The following is a 24,505-nucleotide window of genomic DNA, read 5'->3' on the forward strand; positions in this document are numbered from 1 at the left end:
CTCAGCCCGGATTGAAGATGAAATCTTCGCCGGGCAGGGAGCCATAGGTGAAGGGCTCCTGCTTGCGGTCGGTCGCCTTCATCACATCGTCGCGCACCAGGCGGAACAGCTTGCCGATCTCGATGCCGGGCTTCTGCAGGTTGGTGGTGAGGGCGGTGACGAAGGGCGAGTTGCCGCCACTGCCGTCGAGGGCGACCTCGCCGGCCTTGGCGGCATAGACGACGAGCGTGCCGCCATCCGGCTCGACCCGACTGAGGCCGCGCGAGACGGCGCGCGTTGCCGTCTTGCGGGTCATGTTGGCCAGGAAGGGATTGTTGCGGCAGGCATCGAGGATGACCAGACGCATGCCCTTGGCGCCTTCGCTGGCGGCCATCACCCGATCGAGCGGCACGGCCTCGAAGGTGACGTCGCGATCGGACGCGAGCTTGGCATCGACCGGCACCAGATAATTGGTGTTGGCGATCTCGATGCCATGGCCGGCATAGTAGATCACCGCCCAGTCGGCCCCGTCGGCCTGGCTGGCGAAATCCTGCAGGGCGCGGTTGAGGCTGCGGAAATCGGTGTCTTCTGCCAGTGTCACCTCGGCAAAGCCGATCTTGCGCAGGGTATCGGCGACCTTGGCGGCATCGTTCTTCGGGTTCGGCAGGGCGGCGACATTGGCGTAGTTGGAATTGCCGATCACCAGGGCCACCCGGCGACCAAGCTCGGCTTTGGCCGGAGGTTGCAGGGCGGCCAGTGCAGCCACCTGCGGTGAACCGGCCGTGGCTGGTGCATTGTTGCCCTGCGGGGTACCTGCGGTTGCCAGGAGTTTGGCAGCCATCGCCTGCCTGGCCTTTTCGAGGCCGACCATGGCGAGGGCGTTGCCGGGTGTAAGATTGAGTTGGGCCTGGTAATCTGCGATCGCCTGTTCGGGCTGGCCGGTCGTCAAATAGACATCACCGCGCTGGCGCTGGATGAACAAACGCTTGCGCCCCATGCTGATGGCCTGGGAGAAATCGGCGAGCGCCTTGGTGAAATCTTGCTTGGCGACATTGCCCAGTGCGCGCGCATGAAGGGCTTCGCTGGCCTTAGGGTCGATGGATAGATATTTGTCTGCATCGGCAATGGCTCCCTCGGCATTGCCAGTGAAGGCACGAACGAAGGCACGATAGACGAAATTGTAATTGTCCGTCTCGATCTTCGCGGTGGCGATGGCTTCTGCCTTGGCGAAATCAGGCCTGCCTTCTTCGGCGCGGCCAAGCTCGGCCAGCGCCTCTCCGCGATTCTTGTAGTCGCCGGCGCCGACCTTGTCGCCACCCCGCTCGATAGTGAAGTTCAGATCGGTCATGGCTTCTGCCGGCCGGCTCAGCCTCAGCAGCGCAGAGCCGCGAAGGGCGTGAGTGTCGATATCGTTCGGATCCAGGCGCAGCGATGCGTCATAGTCGGCGACGGCTTTCTGGTAATCCTCCAGGCCATAATAGCTGTTGCCGCGATTGGTATAGTCGGCCGCCGCCGGCGTTTTCTTGGCAAGGGCCTGGCTATAATCTGCCACCGCGGCATCATATTTCGACTGGCCGTAGCGGACATGCCCGCGCTGCGTGTAATAACTCGCCTGGTCTGGATCGAGGGCGATGGCCTGGTCGAGATCGGCGAGAGCCAGATCGGCCTTGTTCTGCCTGTTGTATCCGACGGAGCGATTGTAGAGGACGGTCGGCCGGTTGGCCGCCAGCAGCGTGCTGGCCGACAGTGCCGCCGTGCAGGCGGTGACGATCTCGGCAGCGTCCTTCGCTTTGGCGCAGATGTCGAGTTGCCGGTTCAGCTCGGCAGTGGGCATCGCGATGGTGCCCTTCGGGTTCTGTCCCGCCGCTGCGGCGGTATAGGGATTGGCAACGGTCTTCGGCCGGATCGAGAGGCCCATGACGATGGCGCTGTTGCGAAAATCCGGCCGTTTCTTGCGGTCCCAGCTGGCGATGAAGCCGACGATCGCATCATCCTTCTGTGCGATACTCGTATAGATGGTGAATTTGGCGTCGCCGCCGACGATCACGAAACGGGTAGGCTGTCCTTCGCCCTGATCATCGAGCATGACGGAATATTTGACCTTGCCGGCGCCCTTCTTCATGTCGGCGAACATCTGGTCGAGCCGTTCGCGCGATCCCGTCATATTGATCAATTGGACCAGCGCGTCGCCCGAGGGCGTCGTGTAGCGCGTCTCTCCTTTGACCGTCTGCTGTTTGGTCAGCACGCCGGCTGGATAGCTGATCTTCAGGACACCATTTTCCAGGGTTTTGAGGTTGGCCGTCCGCCGGATCGAAGCAACCCGGCCGTCCAGTTCGCTGACCAGGGCCGCACTGGGCGCCCCCGTTTCAGGCAGGTTGTTGCTGCGTTGATATTGGCGGATGGCCTGGTAGGTGGCGTTGTAGAAAATCCCCGAAACCGGCGGAGAGTTCTCTTCCGAAAACATGCCGGCCCAGGCCAGGTCTTCCTGCAGATTGGCGATCTGCTGGGCGCTCAACTGATTGGCCGCCGCCTGGGCGGAGGGGAAGGTGGCTTCCTGGCTTTGGGCAGCATGGGGCGCGGCCAAGGCAAGGACCACAGCCAGGCAGAGTTTCCTGCCGAGCCCCCCCGATGGGCCACGCCGGGAAACTCTTCCGAGGGAAGCGGCGATCGCTTTCAGTCGAAACATTTTAGGTTTTACCTCAGCCCGAACAGCAAGCCGGCCGTTTCCCTCGAGACCCTTGCCCGCCGAGATCCGCCCGCAGGGACCTTCGTCGACAGGTTTGGAGGCGAGGCCGAACTCTGGATCATTTGTTACAATGGATTGGCGTTTGGCAATAATGAAAAGTGCAAGTGACGATGCACCGGGACCTGTCGTAGCGAAGTGCCGAAATTTGCCAAGAAGGGCGGCGGTCTTTTCTTACCATCGGGGCGCGGAGGGCGAGATACGCAAGTAATGCACCGGCCTGTAGGCACCCCCTTGCTCTATGGCTTCGGCGTGCAGGTCAGCGTGACGGTGGCTTTGCTCGGGTCGCCGCCGCGCTCGGGAGGCGTGACGCCGCTGGCGCGCAGGAAGGCGGTGACGAACAGGCCCTTCAAGGCTGTCGGATCGCCATTGGCGGCGGCAAGGCCTGCCAAGGCGCCATCCTTGTCGATCAAGGCGCCGGGGGCGCCCGTTGCGAGCGATACGCGGCGACTGTCGTCATTGCTGCCAACCAGTGCCGTGATGGTGGTGGCGACCGGGGCGGAGCCGGACAGCAGGGCGACAGCATCACCTTGCGCCAGCGCCGGCTGCCGCCAGGCGAGCGGTGCCGGGCCTGGAGCTAGGTTGGCCCGGACCAGCGCGACGTCATTGCCGAGATCGCCGGCGACCACCTTGGCCGGGGCGCCGCCCTGCAGCGTCACCGTTTCGCATCCCGCCACCAGGCCGGCATAGGTCAGGATATCGCCGTTCGGCGACACCAGCGTGCCCGGGCCGGTCTTGGTCGCCGTCGAGGCGCCTGATGGCAAGGGCACAGGCGGACCGGTCGGCTTCGGCGGTTCGGGTGGGGGAGCCGGCTTGTCGGCGGGCTTGAAGATCGGCGGAGCCACTGCAGCCGGCTTGCCGCCATCGGCCAATTTCATCGAGGAGGCCATTGCAATGGAAACCCGATCGAAGCCGGGGGAAAGCGCCGGGTCCCAGCCGAGGGCGAAGCCGCGTGAATCGGTGTCGGTCTTGACGAAACGCAGATAGAAGCTCTTGCCGTCATTGCTGCCGGCGACCACCAGGAAATCCGGGCGCAGCAGCGAATAGGTTACCTTGCGCCCGGGCCGCTCCGTCTTGAGGCGGGTGAACAGGGCCTCGAAGCTCTCCTTCTCGGCCGGGATGGCGAGGATGTCGAGGGTGACGTCGTTCCCCTTGGTGTCGTTCTTGGGGGTGGCGAAATGCGGGCCGTTCTTGCCTTCCGTGCGCTCGGTGGTGAGCTTGGCCGGATAGCCCAGGGTGATGCCGCGTTCGGTGATTGTCGTAAAGCCATAGCGCGCCGTGAATTTGGCGGCGTGCTGGGCGAGGGTGATGCGCTGGGGCGGCGTGAATATGCCGGTTTCCTTGGCCTTGATGCGCTTCTGGAAGGCGCGGATCGCCTCATAGCTGCGCTTGCCCATCTCGCCCGATGGCAGGGAGTTGAGATCGCCGGTCCAGATCAGGTCCTGCTGGATGGAGGCGAAATCTTCCGCTCCCATCGCTGCAGCCGCCGCCTTGGCAGCTTCGAAAGCGGCATCGAGGGGAGCGGCCGGTGCCGGCGCGGCGGGCGTCGGTTTCGTCTGGGCGGAAGCCGAACCGATCGGAACGGCCGAAGCCGCCAGCACCCAGGCGCCAATCATGGCTCGCCGCAACATTCCCGCCCCCATCTTTGCCGATCTCTGCAAGATGTTTGTATAGCGCCGTACCATGACGGCAAGGGTTCTTCAGGAAACATCCGGCGCGGGCGCAGCCAATTTTTCGCGGAGCCGGGTCCAGCGCCGACGCCCCATGGCATTTTCCGCCGCCAGCCTCAGGGCGCGTCTTTCGGCGACCACCACCACCAGCCGCTTGCCGCGGGTAATCGCCGTATAGAGCAGGTTGCGCGCCAGCATCGGATAATGGGCGTTGGAGATCACCACCACCACCGCCGGATATTCCGAGCCCTGGGCCTTGTGGATGGTGGTGGCATAGGCCGGCACCAGGCTGTCGAGCTGCGCGGTGGTGTAGTGGACGTCGCGTCCGTCGAAGGTGACGGTGAGCTGCCCCGCCTTCACATCCGTGCGGGTGACGAAGCCGATATCGCCGTTGAAGATTTCACGATCATAGTCATTGTCGATCTGCATGACCTTGTCATGCGGGGCGAAGGTACCGAATTCGCGCACGATCGCGCCTTCGCGGGCCGGATTGAGGACCTCGCGCAGCGCTTGCGTCAGCGTCTGCGAACCCAGTGGCCCCTTGTTCATCGGTGTCAGCACATGGATGTCCCTGACAGGATCGAGGCCAAAGCGGCGCGGCAGGCGGTTGGTGACGATGTCGATCACCTTGTTGGCGCCATCCTCGGCCGTCGCCATGTCGACGACGAAGAAATCGCCGTCATCGGGACTTTTGGCGCCTTCCGGCACCTCGCCGTGATTGACGGCATGGGCCGCGGCAATTATGCGGCTGGTTTCGGCTTGGCGGAACACTTCGGTGAGCCGCACCACGGGAATGACTTGGGAGGCGATGATATCGGCCAGAACCTGGCCGGGGCCGACCGAGGGCAACTGGTCGGCATCACCCACCAGAACCAGCGCGGCACGCGGTGAAAGGGCATCGAGCAAGGCGCGCATCAGCTCGATGTCGATCATGCTGGCCTCGTCGGCGATGACGAGGTCGGCATCGAGCGGATAGGCCCGCTGTCGGCGGAACGTGCCCGAGACCGGATCGATTTCGAGCAGGCGATGGATGGTCTTGGCCTCCTGGCCGGTGCTTTCGGCCATGCGCTTGGCGGCGCGGCCGGTCGGCGCGCACAGGGCGATCGTCACATCCTTGCGCTCGAGCGCCTTGATGATGGTGTCGATGATGGTGGTCTTGCCGACGCCCGGGCCACCAGTGATCACCAGCAGCTTGGAAGCGAGGGCCGTCTCCACCGCGAGCGCCTGGGCGGGGGCGAGACGCTTGCGGGTGCGAGCTTCGGTATCCAGCACCGCCTGGTGCAGGCCCTCCTGACGCCAGGGCGGGCTGCCGCCAGCCATCTGCTTCAGCCTGGTGGCAACGGCCTCCTCCGCGTTCCACAGCGCCGGCAGGAAGTAGGACGGGGCCCCCTCGATGGTGTCGCCGATGATCAAGCGGGTCTGCAGCAGGCGGGTGGCGGCATCGTTGAAGAGATAGTCGTCCACCTCCAGCACACGGCCGGCCCGTTCGAACAGGGCTTCGCGCGGTACGCCGCAATGGCCGTTGGTGGCGCCCTCGCCCAGCGCCCAGAGCAGGCCGGCAGTGAGGCGCGAGGGATCCTCGCGCTCATGCCCGAGACTGAGGGCAAACTGGTCGGCGGTGCGGAAGTCGAACCCCTTGACTTCGCGTGACAGCCGGTAGGGATCGGCCTTGATCAGTTCGACCGCATTGGTGCCGAGCGCCTTCTGCACGCTGGCGGCACGCGTCGCCCCGAGCCCGTGCTCGGTAAGAAAGACCAGGACGTCACGGAACTCCTGCTGGGCGCTCCAGCCCTCTCGGATCAGGCGGATGCGTTGGGGCGACAGGCCCGCCACCTCGCTCAGCCGGTCCGGTTCGCTGTCGAGGACCTTGAGCGTGTCCTTGCCGAAGGCTGCCACCAGCTTCTTGGCGGTTTCCTGGCCGATGCCGCGGACCAGGCCGGAGGCAAGGTAGCGCTCGATACCGGATGCGGAGCCGGGCGGCGTGGTGCGGATGGCATCGGCACGGAACTGCAGGCCTCGCTCGGGATCGACGCTCCAGCGCCCTTCCGCCTCGAGTTTTTCGCCGGGAGCGATGGCCGCGGTGCGACCGATCACGGTGGCCAGGTCCTTGCGCCCCTTCACCTTGACGCGGAGCACGGCGAAGCCGTTTTCGGCATTGTGATAGGTCACCCGGTCGATAATGCCGGAGATCGTCAGATCCGTAGGCACTTCACCGGGAGGAGTCGGCTTCGAATCGCGTTTGAAGGAGGACGTGCGCATGCCAGCACCATGGGCAGGCCGGGGCGACTTGTCGAGGCATGTCGTGTGAGGTGCTTGCGCCGATCGTGGAGGAGGGGACAGCCTCCCCTTCACGCGCTCCTGCTTGGGAAACGATCGGCATCGCGCAGCGACTTGAACAGGCGCGACCAGGCCAGGGCAACGAGGATCGTGCCCAGGCCGCCGAGCACCACGGCCTCCACCGGGCCGAACAGGGCAGCGGTAAGGCCCGATTCGAACTCTCCCAACTGGTTGGAGGTGCCGACGAACATGGCATTGACGGCACTGACCCGCCCCCGCATCGCGTCGGGCGTGCCGAGCTGGACCAGGGTTGAACGCACCACCACGCTGACGACGTCGGCGGCGCCCATCACCACCAGCGCCGGCAGCGAAAGTGCAAACCAGGACGACAGGCCGAAGACGATGGTGGCGAGGCCGAACACCGCGACGGCCCCGAACATCTTCAGGCCAACCCGCCGCTCCAGCGGCCAACGCGCCAGGATCAGGGACATGGACAGGGCGCCGAGGGCCGGGGATGCCCTGAGCACGCCGAGGCCGAAGGCATTGGTGTGGAGAATGTCGCGGGCATAGATCGGCAGCAGGGCCGTGGCGCCACCGAGCAGCACCGCCACCATGTCGAGCGAGATCGCTCCAAGGATGATCGGCCGGCTCCTGATGAAGGAGAAGCCCGAAAACACCGATTTGAGGGTCGCCGGTTCGCGTGCGGCGGGCGGCACGAGGATCCGGAGCCGTGAAACCAGGATCGAGGCCAGGCCGTAGAAGCACGCGACGAAAAGATAGGCTGGGCCGGGGCCGACGATGTAGAGCAGGCCTCCCAAAGCGGGACCGATGATGGTGGCGGTCTGAATGGCTGAGGCCGACAGGGCCAGCGCGCGCGGCAATTGGCGGGGGCTGACGATCATCGGGAGCAGGGCGGCCGTCGTCGGCATCTCGAAAGTGCGACAGGCGCCGATCACGACGGCGGCGGCGAAAATGATCGCTGGGCTGATCATGCCTTGCCAGGAAGCAAAAGCGAGTCCTGCCCCCGTCAATCCCGCCACCATCTGGCAGCAACGCACGACGGTACGACGGTCGAAGCGGTCTGCGATATGGCCGGCTGGAATGAACAGCACCAGCATCGGCAGGAATTGGCAGAGGCCGACGAGGCCGAGATGAAGGGCTGAACGGGTGAGATCATAGATCTGCCAGCCGATCACCACGGAGATGATCTGGAAACAGCCGGTGGAAAACACGCGGGCTGTCCAGAACAGTCCGAAGTCGCTATGGCGAAGAAGGGAGGGCGTGTCCCGAACGGCGGACATGAAGGGCTTTCAATATGACTTGATGAGACGAAGAAAATAATGACTGCAGGACCATGCATCGAAGCGAGGTCGCCGCAGGAGATGTCCTTGCCAATATTCCCGCCAGCTGTACCCAGACATGTGGCGATATTCGGTTCATGGTCCGGAAAAGAAAAAGCCCGGCTTTCGCCGGGCTTTTCCTGCACATTGATCCAGATATGCGGATCAGAACTTGTAGCTCACGCCGAGATTCAGGTCGACGGCGTCGAACTTCACCTTCGTGCGGTCGCCGGCAATGGTGACGCTCTTGTCGCCGAGATCGATGTAGCGGGCTTCGCCACGAACGATCCAGTTCGGGTCGATGGCGTATTCGACGCCGGCGCCAGCGGTCCAACCCACGCGGGTGTCGGTCTTGGAACCCACGCCGGCAATGCTGGTCTTGACGTTGCCGTAAGCAACACCGCCCGTCACGTAGGGCAGGATGTTGTCGAAGGCATAGCCGAAGCGAGCGCGGGTCGAGCCCATCCACTCGTTCTTGAGGGTGCCGCGGGCAACGACTTCGCCATCGGTGATCGACTTCGACTTCTTGAAGCTCGAATAGTCGATGTCGGTCTCGAGACCAACGACCCAGCCGCCGTCGAACTGGGCATTGTAGCCGGCATGCACGCCGCCGAGGAAGCCTGCACCGTCGAACTTGGCACGGTCAACCTTGCCCTGGCCGATCAGTGCACCGGCGTGGACACCAGCGTAGAAGCCGGTCCAGTTGTAGACGGGAGCGACGACCGGAGCGACCGGCTCGACAGCCTGGGGAGCCAGGTCGGCGGCGAAAGCCGAGGTCGAGGTGAGGAGGAGAGCCGCGAGGGCCAAACGCATTTTCATTACTAGGACTCCAGGGCCGGAAATTCAGTGTGGGAGCATATAAACAGAAACCGTCCTGGGAGTCTGTAGCATTCCGGTCACAGTGCTAGACAAACGAACGAAGCTGGAGTCGTGCTTGTTTCGAAAATCCAAAAACGGACTCATTGAGATAAGGTTAAAATTTTATTAGATTTATGAATGTAATAATTAAATTCGAAGAAATTTGAAATTAAATTCAGATGTGCGACCGCGTTGCAATGGGGTGGCGCCGAGCTGGGACAATTGTGCCATCTTCAAGCTAAGTATAGTGTCGAGTTGTGCTCTACATCGGCCGTTGCGCGACAGGGGCCGGTCTTGCCGAAGGTTGGCTCGGCACCAGTACACCCCGGCGCAGGGGCGAGAGGGAACTGGAACGTCCCACGGTCGGAACGGAACGAATCGCCGGGAATCGCAAAATGTTCTGGTGAGCGGCGAGCGCAGCCGAAGGAATGGCTCGGTCAGAACGCATTTTGTCCTGGAGCTTGCTTCGAGCCGCCCTGGGAGCTGACCGTGGCGTGCGGCGCCGTGCCATAACGATAGCCAGCGTTTCGGCGTGGCCGTTTTGCAACCCGACACCGGCAAAAGAAAAAGCCCGGCTTCCGCCGGGCTCTTCCTTACGCAATGATCCAGATACGCGGATCAGAACTTGTAGCTCACGCCGAGGGTCAGGTCGGTGGAGTTGAACTTCACCTTGTGGCGAGTGCCGCCGAAGGTGCTGCTCTTGTCTCCGAGGTCGACATAGCGGGCTTCGCCGCGAACGATCCAGTTCTGGTCGATGGCGTATTCGACGCCAGCGCCAGCGGTCCAACCCACGCGGGTGTCGGTCTTGGAACCAACGCCGGCAATGCTGGTCTTGACGTTGCCGTAAGCAACACCGCCCGTCACGTAGGGCAGGATGTTGTCGAAGGCATAGCCGAAGCGAGCGCGGGTCGAGCCCTGCCACTCGTTCTTGAGGGTGGCGCGAGTGACGATGTCGCCATCGGTGACAGCCTTGGACTTCTTGACGCTCGAATAGTCGATGTCGGTCTCGAGACCAACGACCCAGCCGCCGTCGAACTGGGCATTGTAGCCGGCATGCACGCCGCCGAGGAAACCGGTGCCATTGAGCTTGGCGTGGTCAATCTTGCCCTGGCCGATGGCAGCGCCAGCATGGATACCAGCGTAGAAGCCGGTCCAGTTGTAGACGGGAGCGACGACCGGAGCGACCGGCTCGACAGCCTGGGGAGCCAGGTCGGCAGCGAAAGCCGAGGTCGAGGTGAGGAGGAGAGCCGCGAGGGCCAAACGCATTTTCATAGTTCGATACTCCAAAAACCGGAAAATCACAGTGGCTGGATATAAGCAGAAAGCGTTGACGGAGTCTGTAGCGTTTTCGCCACACCGGCCTTCGAACTGGTGACAGGCCCGCGCAGATTTCAAGGCAAAAATAAGACAGATGCGATGGCATCATACAGTTAAAATGCAATTAAATGACTTTCGCAGCCGCAAAAGTTTTCCCAATAGAATTTGAGTTTCGGGGTAATTAATAAAAATTCCAAGAACTATACGTGTTGTTTGAATTGAACGTCAGCGAATTAGCCGTAGGGTATCACCGCTGTCGGTGGCGATGAGGGGGGATCTATGCTTGTGAGACGCTTCATGCTGCTCTGCAGCACGGTCCGGACCAAGTCGAGCCGCTTGGCAATTGTGCAAAGAACCTGCCCCATTTGTGCCACATTGTGGGGCGGAATGTGGCGTGGGATTGCTTTGCTGCAATGAGGGGGCAGGACTGCATCTTTTGCATGGCTGCTCGATTTTCTCTCAAAAAGGCACGGCAGGGCCACAGCCACACCCGATTTGGAGCTTGATTCCGGCTTTCAGGCAATCCGCCAGCCATTCCTTGGCGCGTCCAACCGAGGCGGCGAGTGTGCGGCCGCCCGCGAGGTTGGCGGCAATGGCCGAAGAGAGCGCGCAGCCCGTCCCATGCAGGTTTGGGGTTCTGACCCAGGCTCCGGCAAAGCGCCGGGTATCATCGCGGGTAGCGAGAATGTCGACCGCCTCGCCGAGATGGCCATGTCCCCCCTTCAGCAGGACTGCCCGCGGACCGAACTCGAGAAGGGCCTGGGCTTGCTCGATCATTTGTGCTTCGCTCTCCGCCAATGCCTCGTTCAACAGGATTGCCGCTTCCGGCAGATTTGGCGTCAGGCAGGTGGCGAGCGGCAGGAGATCGGCCTTGAGGGCCGCGAGCGTCCCCGTCTCGCCCAGCAGCCGGCCGGTGCTCGCCGACATCACCGGATCGAGCACGATGGGCAATCCCAAGCCTGTCAGCCTTTCGGCGATGGCGCGCGCGTGCCCGGCGCTCGGCACCATGCCGATCTTGATGGCTCTGACCTCGAAATCGTCGAGCACGGCATCGAGCTGCGCTGCGAGCACGTCCGGCGGGACTGCATGGATGGCGCTGATGCCGCGGGTGTTCTGCGCCGTCACGGCGGTGATAACAGTGGTGCCGAACACGCCGAAGGCGCGAAAGGCGGCAAGGTCGGCCTGGATACCGGCTCCGCCGCCCGAATCGGAACCGGCAATGCTGAGCGCGATTGCCGTCATGTCCTGACCGAAGCCGGCCGGGTCGCGGCCAACCAGGCTTGGGTACGAGCGTCCGGATCGGGATGCCTGACAACGTCGCTGACCATGGCGATGACGTCGGCCCCGGCTGCGAGGCAGGCCGGCGCCCGTTCGAGGGTGATGCCGCCGATGGCGACCAGCGGCAGGTCGCCGATCAGCTTTTTCCATTCGCCGATGCGCTCCAGCCCCTGCGGAACGAAAGGCATCACCTTGAGCGTGGTGGGATAGATCGGCCCCAGCGCCACATAGTCAGGATCGCACGCGAGCGCGCGCGCGAGCTCGGCGTGGTCATGCGTCGAGATGCCGAGCTTCAGCCCTGCAGCGCGGATGGCGACGAGGTCGGCGGTGTCGAGGTCGCCCTGGCCGAGATGGAGGAAATCGGCACCGGCCGCGATGGCCGCCCGCCAATAATCGTTGACCACCAGATCGGCGCCATAGGCGCGGCAGACCGTCAAGGCTGCGCGGATCTCGGGCATAACAGTCTCGTCGTCGCGATCCTTGATGCGCAGCTGCACCAGTTTCGTGCCCTGCTTTACCAGTCGCTCGACCCAGTCGACGCTGTCGACCACGGGATAGAAGGGATCGAGCCGCCAGATAGTGTCGATGATGCTCATGCCAGCACCACCGAATCCAGATTTGCCTGGCCGAAGACTGGTGTCGAGGGGGCTGCCATGTCGCGCGGCAACATGGGGTCGGCAAGGAAGGCGAGGCGCCCGGCCTCGATGCCAAGCGCAAAGGCCCGCGCCATGCCGGCGGGATCGCCCGCCTTGGCGACGGCGGTGTTGAGCAGCACCGCGTCATAGCCGAGTTCCATGGCATGCGCCGCGTGCGATGGCGTGCCGATGCCGGCATCGACCACCAGCGGAATGCCGGGGAAATGCGCCCGCATGCTGCGCAGCCCATAGACATTGTTGAGACCGCGCCCCGAGCCGATCGGTGCGCCCCAGGGCATCAGCACCCGGCAGCCGGCGTCGACCAGGCGTTCGGCCACCACCAGGTCCTCGGTGGTGTAGGGGAATACCTCGAAGCCTTCGGAGACGAGGATGCGGGCCGCCTCCACCAGGCCGAAGACATCGGGCTGCAAGGTATCGGCGTCGCCGATCACCTCCAGCTTGATCCAGCTCGTGCCGAAGACTTCGCGTGCCATCTGCGCCGTCGTCACCGCTTCCTTCACGCTATGGCAGCCGGCGGTGTTGGGCAGCACCTTGACGCCGAGCTCGCGGATCAGGCCCCAGAAGCTCTGGCCGCTGCGCTCCCCGCCGGACTCCCGGCGCAACGAGACGGTAACGATGCCGGCCCCGGACGCGCGCACGGCCTCGGCGAGAATGGCGGGCGAGGGATATTGCGCCGTGCCGAGCAGCAGGCGGGAGGTGAAGGGGGTGTCGTAGAAAATGAGGGTGTCGGTCATGGTGTCATTTCCGGGTGCGCGGACGTCTCGTCCGCTCTTGAACCGCAACGCGTCGTGAAAAGGGAAGAGCGGACATCGCGACATGTCTGCATGTCGCTGTGATGTCCGCGCTCCGTCACCCTCCCTGCCGGGGCGCGAGAATCTCGACTGCATCGCCGTCCTTGAGGGCGGTCCGATCGCGATCGACGGCCCTGACGAAGCGGCCATTCAGGGCGGTGGCCACCACGCTGTCGCCGAGTTCGAGCGCCTCGAGCAGGCGGGCGAGGGTGGCGGCCTCGGTTTCCTGGCGTTCGCCGTTGACGGTCAAGGTCATGCTGGAATTCCTTGCTGGGCTGTCCGCACGGGCAGGATTCGGTCGGCGGCTTCCTGGGCCAGGGCCGGGGAGAGCAGGAAACCGTGGCGGAACAGGCCGTTGAGCGAGATGACGCGCCCGACCACGGTGAGGCGCGGCAGATTGTCGGGAAAGGCGGGGCGCAGTCCGGCTTCGAGCTCGAGGATTTCGGCCTCGCCGAAGGCCGGATGCAGGCTGAAGGCGGCTGCAATCAGTTCCATGGTCGAGCGCAGGGTCGGCGGCCCCCTATGCTCGCTCTCGATCATGGTGGCGCCGATCATGAAGCGATGGTCGGCGCGCGGCACGATATAGAGCGGAAAACGCGGGTGCAGGAAACGCACGGGCCGGGAGAGGGTGACGCCCGGCGCGTGGACCACGATGGCCTCGCCCCGGACACCGCGCAGATCGGGCAGTTCGGCGCGCGCGGCAAAGCCGCGGCAGTCGATCACAGCATCGGCATCGAGAGCGTGTGGCTCGGCCTCTACCCTGAAACGGATGGTGACGCCGAGGTCGGCGAGACGCCCGGCCAGCACCTGCAGCGCCTGTCTCGGGTCGAGATGCGCTTCGCGCGGAAAGAACAGGCCCTGGTGGAAGCGGCCGGCAAGATCCGGTTCGAGCGTGGCGATGCCTGATACGTCCACCGGGACATGCGCCTTCGTACGACGGGCGAAACGGGCGATCTCGCTGCCGTCGCGGACAGGCGCGACCACCAGCGTGCCGCGCTGCACGGTTTCCCGCACATGGCGCGGCCACCAGGCGAGCGCGAGTTCGCCGCGCCGCTCGACCTCGATCTCGGCGCTTTCTCGCTCGCACCAGGGCGCGAGCATACCGCCGGCCAGCCAGGAACAGGCCTGGGCACCCAGGACCTCGCTGCGCTCCAGGATCTCGACCTCGGCGCCTCGCGCCGCGCATTCCATCGCCGTGACGAGGCCGGCGACGCCGGCCCCCACCACGGTGACGCGCTTGACGTCATTCGGCCGGGACATAGAGGGCCCCGCCCTGTTCGAGGAATTCGCGCGATTTTTCCGCCATGCCCTGCCGCGCGGCTTCCTCCATCGCCCGCACCTCGTCGCGAAGATCCTGCGTGATCTTCATCGAGCAGAATTTTGGCCCGCACATCGAGCAGAAATGCGCGACCTTGTGCACATCCTTGGGCAAGGTCTCGTCGTGATAGGCGCGCGCCGTGTCCGGATCGAGGGAGAGGTTGAACTGGTCCTCCCAGCGGAAGTCGAAGCGGGCCTGCGACAGGGCGTCGTCGCGGACCTTGGCGGCGGGATGGCCCTTGGCGAGATCGGCGGCATGGGCGGCGATGCGATAGGTGATCACGCCGGTCTTGACGTCGTCGCGGTTGGGCAGGCCGAGATGCTCCTTGGGCGTGACGTAGCAGAGCATCGCCGTGCCGAACCAGCCGATCATCGCCGCGCCGATGCCGGAGGTGATGTGATCATAGCCCGGCGCAATGTCGGTCGTCAGCGGCCCGAGCGTGTAGAAGGGAGCCTCGCCGCAGGCGGCAAGCTGCTTGTCCATGTTCTGCTTGATCTTGTGCATGGGCACATGGCCCGGCCCCTCGATCATCACCTGGCAGCCCCTGTCCCAGGCGATTTTGGTCAGTTCGCCCAGCGTCTCCAGTTCGGCGAACTGGGCGGCGTCGTTGGCATCGGCGATCGAGCCGGGACGCAAGCCGTCGCCGAGCGAGAAGGAGACGTCATAGCGGCGCATGATGTCGCAGATGTCGCCGAAATGCTCATAGAGGAAGCTCTCGCGATGCCCGGCCAGGCACCAGCGCGCCATGATCGAGCCGCCGCGCGAGACGATGCCGGTGACGCGGCTGGCGGTGAGCGGCACATGGGCGAGGCGAACGCCGGCATGGATGGTGAAATAGTCGACGCCCTGCTCGGCCTGCTCGATCAGCGTATCCTTGAAGACTTCCCAGTCGAGCTTCAAGGGATCGCCGTCGACCTTCTCCAGCGCCTGGTAGATCGGCACCGTGCCGATCGGCACCGGCGAGTTGCGCAGGATCCAGGAGCGGATGTTGTGGATGTTGCGTCCGGTGGAGAGGTCCATCACCGTATCGGCGCCCCAGCGCGTGGCCCAGACCAACTTCTCCACTTCCTCGGCGGCGCCGGAGGTGACGGCCGAGTTGCCGATATTGGCGTTGACCTTCACCAGGAAGTTGCGGCCGATCACCATCGGCTCGAGTTCGAGATGGTTGATGTTGGCGGGCAGGATGGCCCGGCCCAGGGCGATTTCGTCGCGCACGAATTCCGGCGTGACGAACTCGGGAATGGCCGCGCCGAAATCCTCGCCATCGGCCCGGCGCCCGGCCGCGCCTTCGAGGGCTTTCTCGCGGGCGAGGTTCTCGCGGAAGGCGGCGTAGACCATCTCCTCGGTGACGATGCCGGCCTTGGCGAATTCATATTGGGTGACGCGCTGGCCATCGGCACTCCGGCGCAGCTTGCGTTCGGCCGGGCAGGGGGCCACCAGCCGGTCGGCGGAGACATTGCCATTGTCTTCCGGCTTGACGGCCCGGCCCTCGATCGCGCCGAAGCCGCGCGCCGCGATCCAGTCCTCGCGCAGCGTCGGCAGGCCCTGCTTCAGGTCGATGCTGGCGCCGTCCTCGGTGTAGGGGCCGGAGGGATCGTAGACGCGGATGGGAGCGAGCGACGCGTCGCTCAGCGCGATCTCGCGGAAGGGCACCCGCATCTCAGGATGCGAAGCGGGGGCCGCATAGACCTTGCGGGAGCCGGCAATGGGGCCGGTGGTCACGCTTTGGGGCGCGGCGATCTTGGTCTTGGGATTTTGGATGTTCATGGATCTCCTCCTCGTTGCGAGTCATGGAGATCCGGGGCGACGATTGTCTGGGCAGAACCGGCATCTCAGCCAATTCCGGGACCTGGAGCCAATTTCTAGCGCCAAAGCCCTGTTCCCGTCCCTTCGCCGGCATGACCCGGATCAGGTTCGAAGGGTTCGGCTCTAGGCCATCTCAGCCCCGCTTGCGCAGGACACCCCTCGGAACGATTCCAAGGTTAGACCCGGAATCGGCCTGCGTCCAGAGCGAAGGATTGTCGCATTATTTTGGAAGAAGGCTGCGGCACTCTTTAGGGGGCGGGTCTTCAGACCCGCCTGCATCGCTAACTCCAAGAAAGAGCCGGGTCTGAAATACTGACTCAAAACTCGCAACAGAACCGAGAAAGGCTCAACCTTTGTCATGCCCGGGCCCGTCCCGGGCATCCAGCTGCTGCAATTCGCGGAGAATGTGGGCCCTAGATCACCGGGACAAGCCCGGTGATGACAAAGGTCGAGGTTTCCTTGACTTTTCTGGCCAGGGCACCAGGACCCCCCCCAAAGGGGTCGTCGCGCCGCCTCACTCCCGCCAGGCCGCCGCGATCATGTCGGAGGCCTTCTCGGCAATCATCACCACGGGGGCATGGGTATTGCCGGAAACGATGGTCGGCATGACAGAGGCATCGGCGATGCGCAGGCCGGACATACCGCGCAGGCGCAGCTCGGGATCGACCACGGCTGCCGCATCGCTGCCCATGCGGGCCGTGCCGACCGGATGGAAGATGGTGGTGGCGATGTCGCCGGCAGCCTTGGCGAGATCCTCGGCCGATTGGATCGCCGGCCCGGGCTTCAGTTCTTCCGGCCGGAAGGCCTGCATCCGCTTCGTCGCCATCAGGCGGCGGGCTGCGCGGATCGAATCGGCCGCAACCGCGCGGTCGCCCTCGGTCGAGAGGTAGTTCGGGGCGATTTCGGGATGGGTCCGGGCATCCGGCGAGATAATGCGGACATGGCCGCGTGCCTCCGGCCGGAGATTGCAGACCGAGACGGTGATGGCCGGAAAGGAATGCAGCGGCGATCCGAAGGCGTCGAGCGATAGGGGCTGGACGTGAAACTCGATATTGGCGCTGGCAAAGCGCGGATCCGACTTCATGAAGATGCCGAGCTGGCTCGGTGCCATCGCCATCGGCCCCGAACGCTTGAGGGCATAGGTGAGGGCGATCTCGGCCTTTCCCAGCAGCGAGGCCTGCCATTCGTTCAGGGTGCGTGCGCCGCTGATCTTGAACACGGTGCGGATCTGCAGATGGTCCTGCAGGTTCTCGCCGACCCCGGGTGCCTCCAGCACGAGCGGGATGCCGTGCCTGGCCAGCAGCGCCGCCGGGCCGACGCCGGACAGCTGCAGGAGCTGCGGCGTGCCGATGGCGCCGGCCGCCAGTACCAGCTCGCGCCTGATCGAGATGTGGGCGGGCTTGCCGTCCAGCTTCAGTTCGAGGCCTTCGGCACGTCCGTTCGCGAAGCGGATACGCTCGGCCATCGCCCTGGTGAGGATGGTGAGGTTCTTGCGATGCCGGACGGGGTTGATGAAGGCCCTCACGGCATTGAAGCGGAAACCGGCCTTCTGGTTGACCTCGAAATAGGCCGAACCGGTGTTGTCGCCGGCATTGAAGTCGTCGATCTGGGGCACGCCGAGTTCCTCGGCCGCCTCGCGCACCGAGTCCAGGATCGGCCAGGACAGGCGCTGGCGTTCGACGCGCAACTCGCCCTCAGAACCATGAAAGGGCGCGCTCCCGGCATGGTGGTTCTCCGAGCGCCGGAACAGCGGCAGCACGTCGTCCCAGCCCCAGCCGGTATTGCCGAGCTGCTGCCACTGGTCATAGTCGGCGGCCTGGCCGCGCATATAGATCATGCCGTTGATCGAGGAGCAGCCGCCCATCACCCGACCGCGCGGATAAGCGAGCGAGCGCCCGTTCAGACCCGGCTCGGCCACGGTCCTGTAGCCCCAGTCGGTGCGCGGATTGCCCATGCAATAGAGATAGCCGACCGGGATGTGGATCCAGTGATAGCGGTCCGAGCCGCCGGCTTCGAGCAGCAGCACCCTGGCCTTGGGATCGGCGGAGAGCCGGTTGGCCAGCACGCAGCCGCCGGAGCCGGCGCCGACGACCACATAGTCGTAAGCGCCGAGATCGATGCGTTCGCTATCGTGACGTTCGTTCATGCGCCCTCGCGATAGCGTTTCCAGTGTTCGGGCATGGTCTCCGCGAGGCCGCAATAGAGGCGGTAGCGCGCCTCCACCAGCGCCCTGTCCGCGGTGCGGGGCTGGTACTGAGCGGCCTGGCGCACCATGGCGGCGATGCCGTCGTCGAGCGTTGCAAAGGTTCCGGCTGCGACACCCGCCGCGATCGCCGCGCCCAGCGCACCGGTTTCCTGGCATTCGGTCACGGTGACGGGCAGGTCGAGGATGTCGGCGAAAATCTGGCACCAGACCGGGCTGCGTGAGCCGCCGCCGGACAGCGAGGCGCGGGTGATTTCGGCGCCGGCGCGGCGCAGGCGCTCGATATGGCGGCGATGTTCGAAGACTACGCCCTCATAGAGCGCATGGAGCATCTCCGCCTTGCCGTGCCAGCCGGCGAGGCCGATGAAGGCGCCGCGTGCATCGGGATGGGTGGACGCGCCGAACAGGAAGGGCAGGAACAGCGGCAGCTCCGGATGAGGGGCAACCGATGCCACCAGCCCATTGCAGGCCTCGAACGCGGCCGGACCGTGCCCGCCGCCGAACTCGCGTACGAACCATTCGAGATTGACGGCCGAGGTGGCGCTGGATTCGACCGCGACATAGCGGTCCGGGCGCCAGGTCGAGGCGTGGAAGATGGTGTTGTCGATCAGCGGCGTCTCGCGCACCACCTGGTTGATGCTCCAGGTGCCGGCCACGATCGCCGCCTCGCCGGGCGTGTTGACGCCGGCCCCGATCATCGAGGCGATGATGTCGAAGAAGCCCGCGGCGACCGGCATTCCCTCGACAAGCCCGGTGGCGTCAGCGGCACGGGCGGTGACGCTGCCTGCCGTGGCTTCGGACTCGACGAGATCGGGCAGCAATCCGGCGGCATCGCCGAGACCATAGGCCGCGAGCAGGGTTTCGTTATAGCGCCGCTCGGGCAGGCGCAGCAGGCCGGCACCGCTCATATCCGAAAAATCGGAGACGCGGTTGCCGGTGAGCAGCAGAGTCAGCGCATCCTTGCACAGGAAGGCGGTGCCGGCCCTGGCATAGAGATCGGGGCGGTTCTGCTTCAGCCAGAGCAACAGTGTCGCCGTCTGCGCCGGCCAGGGCCGCTGCAGGCAGAGCGGATAGAGGGCGTCGGCAGCCGGCGAGGCGCGCAGTTCGGCGGCGAGGCCGGCGGCACGGTTGTCGATCGACTGGATGCCGATCAGCGGTTGGTCTTCCCGGTCGAGCATGTAAAGGCCGTTGCCGTGGCCGGCGGTGCCGATGGCGATGACGTCCTTGCCCGCGGCGCCGGCCTCGTCGAGGCACCGCCGGATCACCGTGGCGGCATTGGCCCAGAGTTCGGCGATGTCGCGCTCGACATAGCCGGGCTGGGGCTGTCGCGACTGGCCGTCCAGCGCTGCCCGCGCCAGGACCCGTCCTTCGAGGTCGAACAGGACGGCCTTGACCACGGTATTGCCGGCATCGATGCCGAGGAGATGGCGCGTCACGCTGCGGCCTCGTAGATGGCCCAGGCCTCACCATCGTCGGCGCCCTGATGGATCATCGCCATCAGGGCCTTGACCACGCGGGCCGGGTTGTCGTGCTGGTAGATGTTGCGGCCATAGACCATGCCATGCGCGCCCTGGCGCATCAAAGCGTGGGAATTGGCGAAGACCTGGCGTAGATCCGCCTTACCGCCGCCGCGCACCAGCACGGGGCAGCGGGCGGCCTCGACCACGCGATGGAAATCGGCGGGATCGCTGGTCGGGTCGGCCTTGACGATATCGGCGCCGAGTTCGCGGGCAAGGCGCACCAATGTCACGATCTTTTCGGCGTCGCCATCGACGAGATAGCCGCCGCGTTCGCTGGCAGGCTGCATGACCAAAGGCTCGATCATCAGCGGCATGCCGTATTTCTCGCAATCCTGGGCCACGCGCGAAATATTCTCGATGCATTGCCGGAACAGGCCGGGCTCGTCCGGCAGCATGAAGAGATTGACCACCACGCAGGCCGCATCCATGCGCAGCGCCGGGGCGATCGGATCCTGCGCGTTCTGCAGGAGGGCCCACATCTCGCGATGGCGCTGGCGGTTATAGGGATTGCCCATGTCGATGCGCATCACCAAAGCAGGCTTGTGCTTGCCCGGGATCTCCTGCAGCAGGTCGGCCTGGCCGTAATTCATCTGGATGGCATCGGGGCCGGCATCGGCCAGCATGCGCACGACCTTGTCCATGTCCTCCAGCCCGTCGAGGAAGGACGGCTCGTTGCACACGCCGTGGTCGATGGCGACGTCAAGACATTTGCCGGCGCCGAACAGGCGGTTCATCCGGACTTTCTTGGTGAGATACATGGGCCTTCCCTGTGGCTTTCTTTACCCTCCCCTGGAGGGGGAGGGTCGGCCCATAGGGCCGGGGTGGGGTGGAATCGGCAAAGGGGCAGGGAGGAGAAACTTCCTCGCCAAGAAATCACCCCACCCCGACGCTTCGCGTCGACCCTCCCCCTACAGGGGAGGGTAAAAGAGGGGCCGGAAGTGAAGAGTTGCGGGCCACGAGCGTCGTCGCCGCGAGGCCGTGATGGTGATCGAGATGGGTGAGCAGCCGGTCGATCTCGGCTTGGGTCTGCGCCTGGCTCCAGCCCAGAGGGGAAGCCGCCAGCGCGGCCAATTCGTGGATGGTGTCGAGCGACAGCTCGCCGCTGAAGGCGATGGTCATGCGCCGCAGCACCAGGTCGGCCAGGGTGGCGACCTGACCGGTGGCGAGGATCCAACGGACCTCGTCGCGGCTGTAGCTTGGTAGCGAGGCGAGGAGGGCATCGTCGGCGCCGGGCATGAAATCGAGCATGCGCGTGCCGTAGCGCTCGAACAAGGCGGCGCAGCGCTCTTCCGAAGTCCCTGTCGAGATGGCAACCTGGCGCAGCCAGTCCCGGCGTTCGGCCTCGCCTTGCGGGAAGCCCTTGCCGCCGCCGATCGCCAGGGCCTCGCTCGAACGCGTGCGGTCTGTCCCGAGGCGGGCCAGCACCGTATCCGCGGCCTGGGCACCGAAGGCACGGAAGGTCGTCCACTTGCCGCCGACGAGGTTGAGGACGGGAACCGGCCCGGGAGGCGTCGACCATTCGCAGCTATGATCGCGCGAGATCTCGGCATTCACATTCGCATCGGCCCGCGGCAAAGGACGCACGCCGGCGAAGCGGAACAGGATGTCGACTTCCGACAAAGCGATGCCGGGGAAGACCTCGCGGATCGACTCCAGGATATAGGCGGCTTCGCTGGCCTCGCAGCGCACGCCATCGGGCGTGTCGACGCGGATGTCGGTCGAGCCGGCGAGGATATGGCCGAAATGGGCGAACAGGATGCACACGCGCCCTTCGCGATTGGCGAAATAGACCATGCGCTCGCCGATGGCCTCGAGGAGGGCGGGGCTGTCGAGGACGAGATGGGAGCCCTTGGTGCCGCCGATCAGCGCGGTCTGTCGGCCTGAGATCAGGGCGTTGGTCTGGTCGATCCAGGCCCCGCTGGCATTGACGATCACCTCGGCGGTGAGGGTGATGCGCTCGCCGGTCAGGCTGTCGGTGAGTTCGGCGATGGTGCCGTCCAGCCTGGCGAGGCCGAGATGGTTGAGCGCCAGCGCCTGGGGGCAGGCCGACTCGGCATCGGCGATCAGTTCGAGGCCGAGCTGCTCCGGCCGGCTGATCTTGGCATCGTGATAAAGGGCGGCATAGTTGATGTCGGGATGGAAGTCGGGCCAGTTAAAGCGGGTGGCGCGGCGGCCGAAGAAACGGCTCTGCGGCAATTGGCGTTCGCGGCGGGCATAGAAATCGTAGAGGGCGAGCCCCAGCCGCACGATCAGGGCGCCGCGCGGTCCCGGCTTCGGCCGCCCGCCGAGAAAGCGGCGCGCCGCCGACAGCGTGCCGGAGAAACGATCGGCCAGCGGGATCAGGGTCGGCAGCGCGCTGACGTAATGGGGCGCGTTGCGCAGGAGGCGGTTGCGCTCCAGCAGGGACTCCTTCACCAGTCCGAACTCGCCATTCTCCAGATAGCGCAGCCCGCCATGGATCATGCGGGATGGCGCTGCGCTGGCCCCGCTCATGAAATCCCCGCGCTCGACGAGCACGACGTCGATCCCCTGCAAAGCGAGTTCGCGAAAGGTGCTGATGCCGTTGATGCCGCCGCCGACCACGAGGACCGCAATGCGGCCTTTCGCGCGCAGCCTGTCGAGCCGTTCCGCCCGGCTCGTACCGACCCTGGGGGGCGGGTCTTCAGACCCGCCTGCGAGCGTGGTGTTTGCAGCCGGGTCTGAAGACCCGCCCTCCGAAGAGCCTCGCCAGCTGGCTTCGCCATGGCCTGGTTTAGGCGTCATGCCACCAACTCCACCCTGTCAGGCCGTGACGGCGGCGAGATGCGCCGCGATGGCGCGGTCGATGGCGGCGAGGTCGTCGGCCGACAAAGCGAGCCGTCCGGCCGCGGCATTCTCGCTGGCCTGCTTTTCGTCGCGTGAGCCGCACAGGGCATAGGTGATGCCTGGCTGGGCGATGGTCCAGGCGATCACGAGCTGGGCGATCGTCGCGCCATGGGCCGAGGCGATCGGGGCCACCGCGGCGGCGAAATCGGCGACGCGGGCGCGGTTGTCGCGCGAGAAGCGCGGATTGTCCTTGCGCAGGTCATCGCCGGCGAAATCGCGCTCCGGCCCGATCTTGCCGGTGAGCAGCCCCAGCGCGAGCGAGGAATAGCTGAGCGTGGAGACGCCGTTGGCGACGCAGATAGGCAGGAGGCTGGTTTCGATCTCGCGGTCGAGCATCGAATAGCGTTCCTGGATGGCATCGACCGGCCCGGCGGCGAGATAGGCCGTGAGGTCGTCGGCGCTGACGTTGCTGACGCCGATGGCGCGGATCTTGCCGGCGCGCTTCAGCTCGAGCAGCGTGTCCATGGTCTCGGCGATCGGAGTAGTCGGGTCCTGCCAATGGGTGATGTAGAGGTCGATATAGTCGGTCTTGAGGCGTTCGAGGCTCTGCTCGATCTCGTGCAGGATGCCGTCGCGTCCGAGATAGCGATGCACCTTGTGGTCCATCTCGTCGAAGAAGTGATTGCCCTTGCCGTGATGCCAGTTGAGCCCGCATTTGGTGGCGATGACGACTTCGTGGCGGCGGCCCTTGACGGCCTGCCCGACCAGCGCCTCGGCCCGGCCGAGCCCATAGGCCGGGGCGGTGTCGATCAGCGTGACGCCCTTGTCGATGGAGGCGCGGATCGCGGCGATCGAGGACTCGTCGTCATGGCCGCCCCACATCCAGCCGCCCATGGCCCAGGTGCCGAGTGCGATGGCGCTGGCTGCGATGTCGGAATGGCCGAGTGGGCGCAAGGGAATCGGAGGGGTCATGTCGGCCTCTTGAGAATGTCGAGTACGTGGGTGCCGGTGGCTTCGTCGGTGGCGAGGATGTCGAGATAGCCGCCGCGCAGGATGCCGGCGATCGGCTCGGCCTTGTGCGCGCCGGTGGCGATGCCGATGGTCATCGGGATGGCCCTGAGTTCCTCGGGGCTGAGCGCGACGACGCGCTCGTTGAGGGGGTAGTGGCAGGGGCGGCCGTCGGCATCGATGAGATGGGCGATCAGCTCCCCGGCCGCCCGGCTCTGCCTGAGGCCGTCGAGCCCATCGGCGCCCGGGGCATGCAGGCTGAAATAGGTCGAGCTTTCCGACAGCACCGAGCCGATGCCGACCAAGGCGATGCGGGCGCCGCGCGCCCGGTCCAGCACTTCGCCGACCGATTGTAGCGACATCAGCACATCCCGCTCGGCGCGCGAGGCCGCGAAGATCGGCGCATGGATCTGGAAGGCGCGTCCCTGCAGCTTGGAGGCGAGCTGGGCGGCGAGGTGGTTGACGTCGACGAAATGCTTGCCCTGCACGCCGCCGGTGGCCGGCACCACGGTGACGTCATAGGCGCGAGTGGGCGCCAGGGCCTGGATCACGGCGCTGACGCCGACCCCGCCGGAGACACAGATGGTATCGCCGTCCCGGAGCACGGTGAGGATGTGGTCGGCGACCGAACGCCCGGCGGCCTGGAGGTTGACGCCGTCCTGGTCGGAGGCGGAGGGCACTACGATCGCCTCAGCGAGGCCGCTCGCCTCGGCCAAGGCCTGTTCGAGCTCGAACAGGTCCTGGCGCGGCGACTTCACCTCGATCCTGACATAGCCGCGCTCATGCCCTTCCTTGACGAGGCGGTTGACCATCGGATGGGACAGGCCGGTGCGCTTGGCGATCTCCGCCTGCGAAAGGCCCTCGATGTAATGCATGACCAATACCCGATGGATGCGGCGGAGCCGCTGGTCGCCTTCGTTGTCTTTTGCCACGGTG

18 protein-coding genes and 1 riboswitch are annotated in these 24,505 nt (G+C 65.3%); all 18 genes read right to left on the reverse strand.

Annotated features, from left to right (window positions below; translation table 11 throughout):
* Position 1: 1 nt before the first annotated feature.
* Positions 2-2,575, reverse strand: coding sequence for a caspase family protein (locus tag ABXS05_RS10220; protein WP_367623806.1), 2,574 nt, complete (start codon positions 2,573-2,575; stop codon positions 2-4).
* Between the two features lie 386 nt (positions 2,576-2,961).
* Entirely contained in the window at positions 2,962-4,353 is a 1,392-nt protein-coding gene (locus tag ABXS05_RS10225) for a S1 family serine peptidase (protein ID WP_367623807.1), read from the reverse strand.
* Positions 4,354-4,422: 69 nt separating this feature from the next.
* Positions 4,423-6,651, reverse strand: a complete 2,229-nt coding sequence (recD2, locus tag ABXS05_RS10230) for an SF1B family DNA helicase RecD2 (RefSeq protein ID WP_367623808.1) — start codon at positions 6,649-6,651, stop codon at positions 4,423-4,425.
* Positions 6,652-6,740: 89 nt separating this feature from the next.
* Entirely contained in the window at positions 6,741-7,970 is a 1,230-nt protein-coding gene (locus ABXS05_RS10235) for an MFS transporter (RefSeq protein WP_367623809.1), read from the reverse strand.
* Positions 7,971-8,174: 204 nt separating this feature from the next.
* Entirely contained in the window at positions 8,175-8,828 is a 654-nt protein-coding gene (locus ABXS05_RS10240; RefSeq protein ID WP_367623810.1) for an outer membrane protein, read from the reverse strand.
* Positions 8,829-9,485: 657 nt separating this feature from the next.
* Positions 9,486-10,139: an outer membrane protein gene (locus ABXS05_RS10245; RefSeq protein ID WP_367623811.1), complete on the reverse strand. Its 654-nt coding sequence runs from the start codon at positions 10,137-10,139 to the stop codon at positions 9,486-9,488.
* A 504-nt stretch (positions 10,140-10,643) separates the two neighbouring features.
* On the reverse strand, positions 10,644-11,426 hold the full coding sequence (gene thiD, locus ABXS05_RS10250; protein ID WP_367623812.1) for a bifunctional hydroxymethylpyrimidine kinase/phosphomethylpyrimidine kinase: 783 nt from the start codon (positions 11,424-11,426) through the stop codon (positions 10,644-10,646).
* Entirely contained in the window at positions 11,423-12,058 is a 636-nt protein-coding gene (locus tag ABXS05_RS10255) for a thiamine phosphate synthase (protein ID WP_367623813.1), read from the reverse strand. The genes thiD and ABXS05_RS10255 overlap by 4 nt, the downstream gene beginning before the upstream one ends.
* Entirely contained in the window at positions 12,055-12,852 is a 798-nt protein-coding gene (locus ABXS05_RS10260) for a thiazole synthase (protein ID WP_311939149.1), read from the reverse strand. The genes ABXS05_RS10255 and ABXS05_RS10260 overlap by 4 nt, the downstream gene beginning before the upstream one ends.
* Before the next feature lie 115 nt (positions 12,853-12,967).
* Positions 12,968-13,165: a sulfur carrier protein ThiS gene (gene thiS, locus ABXS05_RS10265; RefSeq protein WP_311939151.1), complete on the reverse strand. Its 198-nt coding sequence runs from the start codon at positions 13,163-13,165 to the stop codon at positions 12,968-12,970.
* A complete protein-coding gene (gene thiO, locus ABXS05_RS10270) occupies positions 13,162-14,169 on the reverse strand; it encodes a glycine oxidase ThiO (RefSeq protein WP_367623814.1) in 1,008 nt (335 codons plus the stop codon). The genes thiS and thiO overlap by 4 nt, the downstream gene beginning before the upstream one ends.
* Positions 14,153-15,994 carry a phosphomethylpyrimidine synthase ThiC gene (gene thiC / locus ABXS05_RS10275; protein ID WP_367623815.1) on the reverse strand — a complete coding sequence of 614 codons (1,842 nt, stop codon included), beginning with the start codon at positions 15,992-15,994 and terminating at the stop codon, positions 14,153-14,155. The genes thiO and thiC overlap by 17 nt, the downstream gene beginning before the upstream one ends.
* Before the next feature lie 101 nt (positions 15,995-16,095).
* Positions 16,096-16,203: riboswitch (TPP riboswitch) on the reverse strand.
* Between the two features lie 344 nt (positions 16,204-16,547).
* Positions 16,548-18,179 (reverse strand): GMC family oxidoreductase, encoded by a 1,632-nt coding sequence (locus ABXS05_RS10280; RefSeq protein ID WP_367623816.1) that lies wholly within the window; start codon positions 18,177-18,179, stop codon positions 16,548-16,550.
* Positions 18,176-19,672 (reverse strand): FGGY-family carbohydrate kinase, encoded by a 1,497-nt coding sequence (locus ABXS05_RS10285; protein WP_367623817.1) that lies wholly within the window; start codon positions 19,670-19,672, stop codon positions 18,176-18,178. Before ABXS05_RS10285 ends, ABXS05_RS10280 begins: the two co-directional genes overlap by 4 nt.
* A complete protein-coding gene (locus tag ABXS05_RS10290; protein ID WP_311939161.1) occupies positions 19,669-20,514 on the reverse strand; it encodes a class I fructose-bisphosphate aldolase in 846 nt (281 codons plus the stop codon). Before ABXS05_RS10290 ends, ABXS05_RS10285 begins: the two co-directional genes overlap by 4 nt.
* Before the next feature lie 115 nt (positions 20,515-20,629).
* Complete coding sequence (locus ABXS05_RS10295) at positions 20,630-22,519, reverse strand: glycerol-3-phosphate dehydrogenase/oxidase (protein WP_367623818.1); 1,890 nt, start codon at positions 22,517-22,519, stop codon at positions 20,630-20,632.
* An 18-nt stretch (positions 22,520-22,537) separates the two neighbouring features.
* Positions 22,538-23,533, reverse strand: a complete 996-nt coding sequence (locus ABXS05_RS10300; RefSeq protein WP_367623819.1) for an aldo/keto reductase — start codon at positions 23,531-23,533, stop codon at positions 22,538-22,540.
* Positions 23,530-24,501 (reverse strand): sugar-binding transcriptional regulator, encoded by a 972-nt coding sequence (locus ABXS05_RS10305; protein ID WP_311939166.1) that lies wholly within the window; start codon positions 24,499-24,501, stop codon positions 23,530-23,532. Before ABXS05_RS10305 ends, ABXS05_RS10300 begins: the two co-directional genes overlap by 4 nt.
* Positions 24,502-24,505 lie beyond the last annotated feature (4 nt).

Source organism: Labrys neptuniae, from assembly GCF_040797145.1.
GTDB lineage: Bacteria > Pseudomonadota > Alphaproteobacteria > Rhizobiales > Labraceae > Labrys > Labrys neptuniae.

What these genes read in the sequence shown, in the direction of transcription:
- ABXS05_RS10225 (WP_367623807.1), bottom strand. Translation starts at nt 4,353, where the DNA reads ATGTTGCGGCGAGCCATGATTGGCGCCTGGGTGCTGGCGGCTTCGGCC.
- recD2 (WP_367623808.1), bottom strand. Translation starts at nt 6,651, where the DNA reads ATGCGCACGTCCTCCTTCAAACGCGATTCGAAGCCGACTCCTCCCGGT.
- ABXS05_RS10235 (WP_367623809.1), bottom strand. Translation starts at nt 7,970, where the DNA reads ATGTCCGCCGTTCGGGACACGCCCTCCCTTCTTCGCCATAGCGACTTC.
- ABXS05_RS10240 (WP_367623810.1), bottom strand. Translation starts at nt 8,828, where the DNA reads ATGAAAATGCGTTTGGCCCTCGCGGCTCTCCTCCTCACCTCGACCTCG.
- ABXS05_RS10245 (WP_367623811.1), bottom strand. Translation starts at nt 10,139, where the DNA reads ATGAAAATGCGTTTGGCCCTCGCGGCTCTCCTCCTCACCTCGACCTCG.
- thiD (WP_367623812.1), bottom strand. Translation starts at nt 11,426, where the DNA reads ATGACGGCAATCGCGCTCAGCATTGCCGGTTCCGATTCGGGCGGCGGA.
- ABXS05_RS10255 (WP_367623813.1), bottom strand. Translation starts at nt 12,058, where the DNA reads ATGAGCATCATCGACACTATCTGGCGGCTCGATCCCTTCTATCCCGTG.
- ABXS05_RS10260 (WP_311939149.1), bottom strand. Translation starts at nt 12,852, where the DNA reads ATGACCGACACCCTCATTTTCTACGACACCCCCTTCACCTCCCGCCTG.
- thiS (WP_311939151.1), bottom strand. Translation starts at nt 13,165, where the DNA reads ATGACCTTGACCGTCAACGGCGAACGCCAGGAAACCGAGGCCGCCACC.
- thiO (WP_367623814.1), bottom strand. Translation starts at nt 14,169, where the DNA reads ATGTCCCGGCCGAATGACGTCAAGCGCGTCACCGTGGTGGGGGCCGGC.
- thiC (WP_367623815.1), bottom strand. Translation starts at nt 15,994, where the DNA reads ATGAACATCCAAAATCCCAAGACCAAGATCGCCGCGCCCCAAAGCGTG.
- ABXS05_RS10280 (WP_367623816.1), bottom strand. Translation starts at nt 18,179, where the DNA reads ATGAACGAACGTCACGATAGCGAACGCATCGATCTCGGCGCTTACGAC.
- ABXS05_RS10290 (WP_311939161.1), bottom strand. Translation starts at nt 20,514, where the DNA reads ATGTATCTCACCAAGAAAGTCCGGATGAACCGCCTGTTCGGCGCCGGC.
- ABXS05_RS10295 (WP_367623818.1), bottom strand. Translation starts at nt 22,519, where the DNA reads ATGACGCCTAAACCAGGCCATGGCGAAGCCAGCTGGCGAGGCTCTTCG.
- ABXS05_RS10300 (WP_367623819.1), bottom strand. Translation starts at nt 23,533, where the DNA reads ATGACCCCTCCGATTCCCTTGCGCCCACTCGGCCATTCCGACATCGCA.